Here is a 9,323-nt window from a genome sequence, read left to right on the forward strand (position 1 = left end):
CGGGGGGCCCGTCACCCGTGGGGGGCGCGCGGGCGGGGGGCCTACACCTCGGCTTCGGCGGCCCCGCGCCCGGCACTACCGGATCACGGCTCGCCAGCGTCGATCAGTGCGTCGGTATCGAAGTGCGGTGGGCGCCGCGCGCGCGTGCGCTGTTCGTAGGCGTAGGCCATCTCGATCAGCTTCGGCTCGCTCCAGGCGGTGCCCATGAACAGCAGACCCACCGGCAGACCATCGATCTGCCCCATCGGCACGGTGAGGCTGGGATAGCCGGCCACGGCGGCGGCGCTGTAGCTTTCACCGGGGAAGTCGTCGCCTTCGCTGCGGATCGGCCATGCCACGCCGGTGGTGGGCGCCACCAGTGCATCAAGCTGGTGGGCGGCGAGGGCGGCATCGATGCCTTCCGGGCCGGCCAGCCGGCGCGCATCGCTGCGGGCGCGGATATAGGCGGGGTCGGCCAGGCCGGCGGTGGCATCGGCCTCCACCAGCAGCTCCTGGCCGAACAGGCCCAGTTCCTGCTTGCTGTGCGCCTGGTTGAAGGCGATCAGTTCGGCCAGGCTGCGCAATGGTGCGCGGTGGGTGCTGAAATAGCGCTCCAGCCCGGCCTTGAATTCGTACAGCAGCAGCGTGCGCTCGGCCTCGGCCCAGGCGCCCTGGTTGGGCAGCTCCACCGGCACCACCACGGCGCCGGCGCGGCGCAGCTCGGTTGCCGCCTGTTCGATCAGTGGCGGCATGCCACGGTACTTCAGCAGCGGTGTCTGCAGCAGACCGATGCGCTTGCCGCGCAGGCCCTGCGGGTCCAGTCGCGCGGTGTAGTCGTAGACCGCGCGGCCGGGCATGGTCGCGGTGGCCGGGTCGGCATCATCGCGGCCGGCGATCGCGGTCAGCACGGCTGCAGCGTCGGCGACGCTGCGTGCCATCGGCCCGGCAGTGTCCTGGCTGAAGGAAATCGGGATGATGCCGTCGCGGCTGACCAGGCCGACGGTCGGCTTCAGGCCGACCACGCCGTTGATCGCCGCCGGGCAGACGATGCTGCCGTCGGTTTCGGTGCCGATCGCCACGCTGGCCAGGTTGGCGGCCACGGCCACCGCGCTGCCGCTGCTGGAACCACACGGCGAATGGCTGATGCGATAGGGGTTGCGGGTCTGGCCGCCACGCGCGCTCCAGCCGGAGATCGAATCATTGCCGCGGAAGTTGGCCCATTCGCTGAGGTTGGTCTTGCCCAGCACCACCGCACCGGCGTCGCGCAGCCGGCGCACCAGGTAGGCGTCATCCGGGCGGAAGCCCTGCAGGGCCAGCGAACCCGCACTGGTGGCCATCGGCGCGGCGTTGATGTTGTCCTTCAACAGCAGCGGGATGCCATGCAGCGGGCCGCGCAGGCGGCCGTCACGGCGTTCGCGGTCGCGCGCGGCGGCTTCCTTCAGGGCATCGGGGTTGAGCTCGATCACCGCGCGCAGGCGCGGCCCGGTGCGGTCCAGCGCGGCGATGCGCTGCAGGTAGGCCTGGGTCAGGGTGGTGCTGTCCAGTTCCCCGGCGGTCATCCGCGCCTGCAGGTCGGCGACATCGGTTTCGGCGTACGGGAACGGCACGTTGCGGCTCGCAGGTTCGGCCGCATGCGCGCTGGGCGTGGCCGGGCTGCAGCCAGCCGAAAGCAGCGCCGGCAGCGCGGCGAGCAGGCAGGTCAGCAGAGGCGGCAAGGACGGGCGCATGGGGCGGCTTGGTCGGCTCCAATCCCCAGTGTAGCCGGTGCTCAGCGGTGGCGCTTGCGCAGGTCGCGGGCGAGCACGTAGACCACGATCAGGTTGATCGCCAGGATCGTCCACGACGGCCAGCCGGGGTGGCGGATGATCGCGAAGATGTCGAAAGGCAGATACAGGGCGGCGGTCAGGCAGCCCAGCCAGGAGGCCCAGGCCTTGGCCCGCCACAGGCCCCAGGCTTCGACCAGGTGCAGCAGGCCGTAGCCGATCATCCCCGCCGCGGCCAGGTGGACCGCGTCGGGGCTGATCATGTGCAGCAGCGAGGGCAGGGTGCCATGGTCCGGATCCAGGCTGAAACGCCGGATCAGGGCCATGATGCCGTGCCGTAGCGGCTGCGGTCCGAGCACTTCCAGCCCGGTGGCGGCCAACAGCGCCAGCATAGCCTTGCTCGCTTCGAGCAGGGCGATGACATGGAGACCCGGATGCCGGTGTGGATCCGGGTTGTAGCCGCTCTGGTTCACGGGGTGCTGGCTCAGCCGCCGCGCGAAGCCTTCTTGCGGTCGCTTTCGGTCAGGAACTTCTTGCGCAGACGGATCTCCTTCGGGGTGATCTCGACCAGCTCGTCGTCTTCGATGAAGTCCAGGGCCTGTTCCAGCGAGTACTTGATCGCCGGGGTCAGCTGGATCGCATCGTCCTTGCCCGAAGCGCGCATGTTGGTCAGTGGCTTGGTCTTGATCGCGTTGACGGTCAGGTCGTTGTCCTTGGAGTGGATGCCGACCAGCTGACCTTCATACACGTTGTCACCTTCAGCAGCGAACAGCTTGCCGCGCTCCTGCAGCGGGCCCAGCGAGTAGGCCGGCGTGGTGCCCGGCGCATTGGCGATCATCACGCCGTTGATGCGCTTGGCGATCGCGCCCTGTTCCTTCGGACCGTAGTGGTCGAACACGTGGAACAGCAGGCCCGAACCCTGGGTCAGGGTCTTGAACTCGTTCTGGAAGCCGATCAGGCCACGGGCCGGGATCGAGTACTCCAGACGCACACGGCCCTTGCCGTCCGATTCCATGTTCTTCAGCTGGCCCTTGCGGGTGCCCAGCTTTTCCATCACGCCGCCCTGGTGGATTTCTTCGATGTCCACCACCAGCTGCTCGATCGGCTCCATCATCTGGCCGTCGATCTCCTTGATGATCACTTCCGGGCGCGACACGGCCAGCTCGTAGCCTTCGCGACGCATGTTCTCGATCAGCACCGACAGGTGCAGTTCGCCACGGCCGGAGACCAGGAACTTGTCGGCGTCTTCCAGCTGCTCGACCTTCAGGGCCACGTTGTGGACCTTTTCACGGTCCAGGCGGTCCTTGATCTGGCGGCTGGTCAGGAACTTGCCACCGGACAGGTCCTTGTTGCCGGCGAACGGCGAGTTGTTGACCTGGAAGGTCATCGAGATGGTCGGCTCGTCGACGGTCAGCGCCGGCAGCGCTTCCGGGAAGTCCGGTGCGCAGATGGTGTCGGAGATGGTCAGCTCCTGGATGCCGGAGATGGCCACGATGTCGCCGGCCTCGGCGGTATCCTGCTCGATGCGCTCCAGGCCCATGAAGCCCAGCACCTGCAGCACCTTGCCGTTGCGCTTCTTGCCTTCACGGTCGATGACCGCGACCTGCATGTTCTTCTTCAGGGTGCCGCGCTGGATGCGGCCGATGCCGATCACGCCCACGAAGTTGTTGTAGTCCAGCTGGCTGATGCGCATCTGGAACGGGCCTTCCGGGTCCACTTCCGGACGCGGCGCGTGCTGCATGATCGCTTCGTACAGCGGGGTCATGTCGCCGTCGCGCACGGTGTCTTCCAGGCCGGCATAGCCGTTCAGGCCGGAGGCGTAGACGATCGGGAAGTCCAGCTGCTCGTTGGTGGCGCCGAGCTTGTCGAACAGGTCGAAGACCTGGTCGATCACCCATTCCGGACGGGCGCCCGGACGGTCGACCTTGTTGACCACGACGATCGGCTTGAAGCCCATCGCGAAGGCCTTCTGGGTCACGAAGCGGGTCTGCGGCATCGGGCCGTCCATCGCGTCGACCAGGATCAGCACGGTATCGACCATCGACAGCACGCGCTCGACCTCACCACCGAAGTCGGCGTGGCCGGGGGTGTCGACGATGTTGATCCGGTTCTTGATGCCGGTCTTCTTGTCTTCCCAGGTGATGGCGGTGTTCTTGGCCAGGATGGTGATGCCGCGTTCCTTTTCCTGGTCGTTGCTGTCCATCACGCGCTCGGCGAGGACGGTACGCTCGGACAGGGTGCCGGACTGCTTCAGCAGCTGGTCGACCAGGGTGGTCTTGCCATGGTCGACGTGGGCGACGATGGCGATGTTGCGAAGATTTTCGATGGACATACGAAAGGGGGCCAGTCGGCGCCGGATTTGGAAAAAGAAGTCCAACATTATACGTCGAACTTGACGATTCGCGAAAAGGTGGATTTCACACCCGTCATGGGGCCCATTCAGCTGGGAGGCCGTGGCGCCGGTCGAGGCCGCCTGGCCTGCACCGCGGGGCCCCCCGTCCCGTGGCTGAAGCCCGGATCTGCGCCCATGGTCGAAGCCGCCGCCGCCACGAGGCAGGTGTAAACTAGGTGGCTAGACGCGTTCCCCTCTGCATCAAGGATCTTCATGTCCCTCATCGCCACTTTCGACACCACCCAGGGCCCGATCAAGGTCGAGCTGTTCGCCGACAAGGCGCCGCTGACCGTGGCCAACTTCGTGAACCTGGTCAAGCACGGTTTCTATGACGGCCTGATCTTCCACCGCGTGATCGCCGACTTCATGATCCAGGGCGGCTGCCCGCAAGGTCGTGGCACCGGCGGCCCGGGCTACAAGTTCGAAGACGAGAAGAATGGCGTGAAGCACGAGGTCGGCTCGCTGTCGATGGCCAACGCCGGCCCGAACACCAACGGCAGCCAGTTCTTCATCACCCACATCAAGACCGACTGGCTGGACGGCCGCCACACCGTCTTCGGCAAGGTCCTGGAAGGCCAGGCCATCGTCGATTCGGTCAAGCAGGGCGACGTGATCCATTCGATCACCCTGGAAGGCGACGTCGACGCCGTGCTGGCCGCCCAGGCCGAGCGCGTCGCGGAGTGGAACAAGCACCTCGCCGCCTGATCCCCCTTCGAAACGGCCACCCTCGGGTGGCCGTTTCCCTGTTCCCTGCCGCCCGTCAGGCCTGCGTGGCCACGCCCGCGGCGTCCCATCAAACGCTTGCAAGCAAGAGGAAACCCCCATGAAAGCACCCGTTCGTGTTGCCGTGACCGGCGCCGCCGGCCAGATCGGTTATGCCCTGCTGTTCCGCATCGCCTCCGGCGAAATGCTGGGCAAGGACCAGCCGGTCATCCTGCAGCTGCTGGAACTGCCGGTGGACAAGGCCCAGGCCGCCCTGAAGGGCGTGATGATGGAGCTGGAAGACTGCGCCTTCCCGCTGCTGGCCGGCATGGTCGGCACCGATGACGCCGAAGTCGCGTTCAAGGACGCCGACATCGCCCTGCTGGTCGGCGCGCGTCCGCGTGGCCCGGGCATGGAGCGCAAGGACCTGCTGCTGGAAAACGCCAAGATCTTCACCGCCCAAGGCGCGGCGCTGAACAAGGTCGCCAGCCGTGACGTGAAGGTGCTGGTGGTCGGTAACCCGGCCAACACCAACGCCTACATCGCGATGAAGTCGGCCCCGGACCTGAAGCCGGAGAACTTCACCGCCATGCTGCGCCTGGACCACAACCGCGCGCTGAGCCAGCTGTCGACCAAGCTCGGCAAGCCGGTCGGTGGCATGGAGAAGCTGGTGGTGTGGGGCAACCACAGCCCGACCATGTACCCGGACTACCGTTTCGCCACCGCTGATGGTGCGTCGATCGCCGATGCGATCAACGACCAGGAGTGGAACGCCAACACCTTCATCCCGACCGTCGGCAAGCGCGGCGCGGCGATCATCGAAGCCCGTGGCTCGTCCTCGGCTGCTTCGGCCGCCAACGCAGCCATCGACCACGTGCGTGACTGGGTGCTGGGCAGCAACGGCAAGTGGGTCACCATGGGCGTGCCGTCCGACGGTTCCTACGGCATTCCGGAAGGCGTGATCTTCGGCTTCGCCGTGACCACCGAGAACGGCAAGTACACCCTGGTCAAGGATCTGCCGATCGACGACTTCAGCCAGAAGTACATCGACAAGACCCTGGCCGAGCTGGAAGAAGAGCGCGCCGGCGTCGCCCACCTGCTGGGCTGATGCAGGCGGTACCGGCGCGAGCCGGTACGTCTTCCATCAAGGTAGGTACCGACCGCTGGTCGGTACGCAGCAACGGGGAAGCTCAGGCTTCCCCGTTTCTGTTTGAGGAATACAGGAACTGATGATCCACCTGCATTACATCGACGACGCGCTGCTGGTGGCCGAGAAGCCGGCCGGCCTGCTGTCCGTGCCTGGCCGCAGCGCCGAGAACCAGGACTGCGTGGTCGCGCGCCTGCAGGCGCTGTACCCGGATGCATTGACCGTGCATCGCCTGGACCAGGTGACCTCCGGCCTGCTGCTGCATGCGCGCGGCAAGGAGATGCAGGTGGCGTTGTCGATGCAGTTCGAGCAGCGCCAGGTTGGCAAGCGTTACGAAGCGATCGTGGAGGGGCTGCTTGAAGGCGATGCTGGCGAGGTGGACCTGCCACTGATCGTGGACTGGCCGAACCGGCCGAAGCAGATGGTCGATCACGAACGCGGCAAACCGGCGCTGACACGTTGGCACGTAATGGCACGTGATGTTGAAGCGCAGCGCACCCGCGTGGCGTTGGAACCGATCACTGGCCGCAGCCATCAGCTGCGCCTGCACATGGCCAGTCTCGGCCATCCCATCGTTGGCGATGTGCTGTATGACGCCGCGCCGGCGCAGCGTGTGCATCTGCATGCGCGCAGCCTGCGGTTCACCCATCCGGTGACGGGCGAAGCGCTCGCGTTCGAGTCCGCGACTCCGTTCTAGGGGTTCGGCAGGGCTTGTCTAGGGGTTCGGCAGGGCTTGCAGCCCTGCACCCGCAGAATCAACGTCAACGTCAGAAGCGGGCTATCCGTGGGTTGGCGGGACGGTGTCGGAGTGCGGGGACGCCGCAAGTACGTCCCTGTAGGCTTGGCAGCCGCATCCATGCGGCTGACACCCCGCACTCCGACACCGTCCCACCTTCGACAGATTCCCGCGGCTGTTGGCAACCACGGCCGTTGTTCCGCGCGGCAGTTGGTAGGTGTCGACCTTGGTCGACACGATTTCTCTGTCAGATATCGAATGAATCATCCACGCATGGCGTGGATCTACCGTGTCGACCAAGGTCGACACCCACCAGAGCAGTCGACCAAGGTCGACATCTACCAGAGCAATACGCCTTTCCGACAGATCGCAGGAAACTGTCGAAGGCGGGGTGGGTCCGGTTGCGGGGGCGTGAGCCGCATGGACGCGGCGACCGAGCCTCCATGGACGGATTTACGGCGCCCCCCGCAACCGGACCCACCCCGCCATCCCTCAATGGCCCCGCTTTTGACGTTGACGTTGACGTTGACGTTGATTCTGCAGGTGCAGGGCTGCAAGCCCTGCAGAACAAAACCCCACCCCCTACCAAGGTAGGGCGGCCCGCGCGGCAGCACCGGACTATCCTCGAACCCATGACTTTGTCTGGGAGGGCTGCGTCATGAACTACGAGGAAACCTACCGTCGCTCGATCGACGAGCCGGAGGCCTTCTGGGGCGAGGAAGCCAAGCGCATCCATTGGCACAAACCGCCGCAGCAGGTGCTCGACTACAGCAACCCGCCGTTCCGGCGCTGGTTCGTCGGTGGTGAAACCAATCTCTGCTACAACGCCGTCGACCGCCACCTGGCCGAGCGCGCCGACCAGCTCGCACTGGTTGCCATTTCCACCGAGACCAACAGCACCCGCGAGATCACCTACCGCCAGCTGTATCGCGAGGTGAATGACTTCGCCGCCGTGCTCAAGCACCTGGGTGTCGGCCACGGCGATCGCGTGGTGATCTACATGCCGAACATGGCCGAGGCGGTATTCGCGATGCTCGCCTGTGCGCGCATCGGCGCCGTGCATTCGGTCGTGTTCGGTGGCTTTGCCGCGCACAACCTGGCGCTGCGCATCGACGATGCCAAGCCCAAGCTGCTGATCGCCGCCGATGCCGGCATGCGCGGTGGCAAGCTGATTCCGTACAAGCCGATGGTCGATGCAGCCTGCGCCGAAGCCACGTCGCCACCGCCGCACGTGCTGATCGTGTCGCGTGGGCTGGATGCCGCCGAACCACGCGTGCCGGGCCGCGATGTGGACTACGCCGAGCTGCGTGCGCAGATCGGTGAAGTCGACGTGCCGGTGCAGTGGCTGGAAGCGAGCGAGCCGAGCTATCTGCTGTATACCTCCGGCACCACCGGCAAGCCGAAGGGCGTGCAGCGCGATGTGGGGGGCTATGCGGTGGCGATGGCACAGTCGATGGAAACGGTGTTCGACTGCAGGCCGGGCCAGGTGATGTTCTCCACCTCCGACGTCGGCTGGGCGGTCGGCCATTCCTACAACGTGTACGGCCCGCTGATCGGCGGCTGTACCTCGCTGCTCTACGAAGGGCTGCCGACGAATCCGGACCCGGGCATCTGGTGGGCGCTGTGCGAGCAGTACAACGTGCGCACGATGTTCTCGTCGCCCACCGCCATCCGCGTGCTGAAGAAGCACGACGCGGACTTCATCCATCGCCACGACCTGGGCGCGCTGAAGTACCTGTTCCTGGCCGGCGAGCCGCTGGACGAACCGACCGCGCACTGGATCAGCGAAGCGCTCGGCAAGCCGATCATCGACAACTACTGGCAGACCGAAACCGGCTGGCCGGCACTGACCCTGCTGCCGGGCCTGGAGATGAAGCCGGTGCGTTTCGGCTCGCCCGGGTTCCCCAATCTCGGCTACCGGATGAAGGTGATCGACGAGAACACCGGCGAGGAAGTGGCACCGGGGCAGAAGGGCGTGCTGGTGGTGTCGCCGCCGCTGCCGCCGGGCTGCATGAGCACGGTGTGGAACGACGACAGCCGTTTCCTGCAGAGCTACTTCAGCCACTTCAAGGAGCTGCTGTACAGCTCGCTGGACTGGGCGATCCGTGACGACGATGGCTACACCTTCATCCTCGGCCGTACCGACGATGTGATCAACGTGGCCGGGCACCGCCTGGGCACGCGCGAGATCGAGGAGGCCATTTCCAGTCATCCGCGCGTGGCCGAGGCGGCGGTGATCGGGGTCAAGGACGAACTGAAGGGGCAGGTGCCACTGGTGTTCGTCACTCTCAAGCAGGGGCTGGATGGCGAGGATCCGGCGCCGGTGGTGGCCGAGATGATGGCGACGGTGACGACTTCGCTTGGTGCGGTTGCGCGCCCGGCGCATGTGCACGTGGTCAATGCCTTGCCCAAGACCCGATCCGGCAAGCTGCTGCGGCGCTCGCTGCAGGCGTTGGCCGAGCAGCGCGACCCGGGTGACCTGTCGACGCTGGATGATCCCAGCGCGCTGGAGGAGATCCGCCGCGCGCTGGGCCGTTGACCTGGTAGTGGGGGGGGGGGGGGGGGCGCGGCCCGGTTGACCCCGCACCGAAAAGGAGGTGGGGG

Annotated in this window: 7 protein-coding genes; 4 read left to right on the forward strand and 3 right to left on the reverse strand. The window is 66.3% G+C overall.

Features of this window, described 5'->3' with window-relative positions; all coding sequences use genetic code 11:
* Window positions 1-83: 83 nt before the first annotated feature.
* From ABE423_RS19710 to typA, 3 genes are read right to left on the reverse strand one after another with little or no spacing between them, the layout of a single operon-like run.
* Complete coding sequence (locus ABE423_RS19710; protein ID WP_149909486.1) at window positions 84-1,706, reverse strand: amidase; 1,623 nt, start codon at window positions 1,704-1,706, stop codon at window positions 84-86.
* A 41-nt stretch (window positions 1,707-1,747) separates the two neighbouring features.
* Window positions 1,748-2,215: a DUF2127 domain-containing protein gene (locus ABE423_RS19715; RefSeq protein ID WP_005408223.1), complete on the reverse strand. Its 468-nt coding sequence runs from the start codon at window positions 2,213-2,215 to the stop codon at window positions 1,748-1,750.
* Window positions 2,216-2,226: 11 nt separating this feature from the next.
* Window positions 2,227-4,074, reverse strand: coding sequence for a translational GTPase TypA (gene typA / locus ABE423_RS19720; RefSeq protein WP_088024560.1), 1,848 nt, complete (start codon window positions 4,072-4,074; stop codon window positions 2,227-2,229).
* A gap of 273 nt (window positions 4,075-4,347) precedes the next feature.
* Between typA and ABE423_RS19725 the strand changes: the two genes are divergently transcribed.
* The 4 genes from ABE423_RS19725 (at window position 4,348) to prpE (ending at window position 9,258) form a co-directional block, all read left to right on the forward strand.
* Window positions 4,348-4,839, forward strand: coding sequence for a peptidylprolyl isomerase (locus ABE423_RS19725; RefSeq protein ID WP_004153629.1), 492 nt, complete (start codon window positions 4,348-4,350; stop codon window positions 4,837-4,839).
* A gap of 118 nt (window positions 4,840-4,957) precedes the next feature.
* Window positions 4,958-5,944, forward strand: a complete 987-nt coding sequence (locus tag ABE423_RS19730) for a malate dehydrogenase (RefSeq protein ID WP_004153634.1) — start codon at window positions 4,958-4,960, stop codon at window positions 5,942-5,944.
* A gap of 121 nt (window positions 5,945-6,065) precedes the next feature.
* On the forward strand, window positions 6,066-6,680 hold the full coding sequence (locus ABE423_RS19735; RefSeq protein ID WP_180838760.1) for an RluA family pseudouridine synthase: 615 nt from the start codon (window positions 6,066-6,068) through the stop codon (window positions 6,678-6,680).
* A 697-nt stretch (window positions 6,681-7,377) separates the two neighbouring features.
* Window positions 7,378-9,258, forward strand: a complete 1,881-nt coding sequence (gene prpE / locus ABE423_RS19740; RefSeq protein ID WP_049400974.1) for a propionate--CoA ligase — start codon at window positions 7,378-7,380, stop codon at window positions 9,256-9,258.
* Window positions 9,259-9,323 lie beyond the last annotated feature (65 nt).

Origin of the sequence: Stenotrophomonas sp. TWI1409, from assembly GCF_039673015.1 — a bacterium.
Lineage (GTDB): Bacteria > Pseudomonadota > Gammaproteobacteria > Xanthomonadales > Xanthomonadaceae > Stenotrophomonas > Stenotrophomonas maltophilia_A.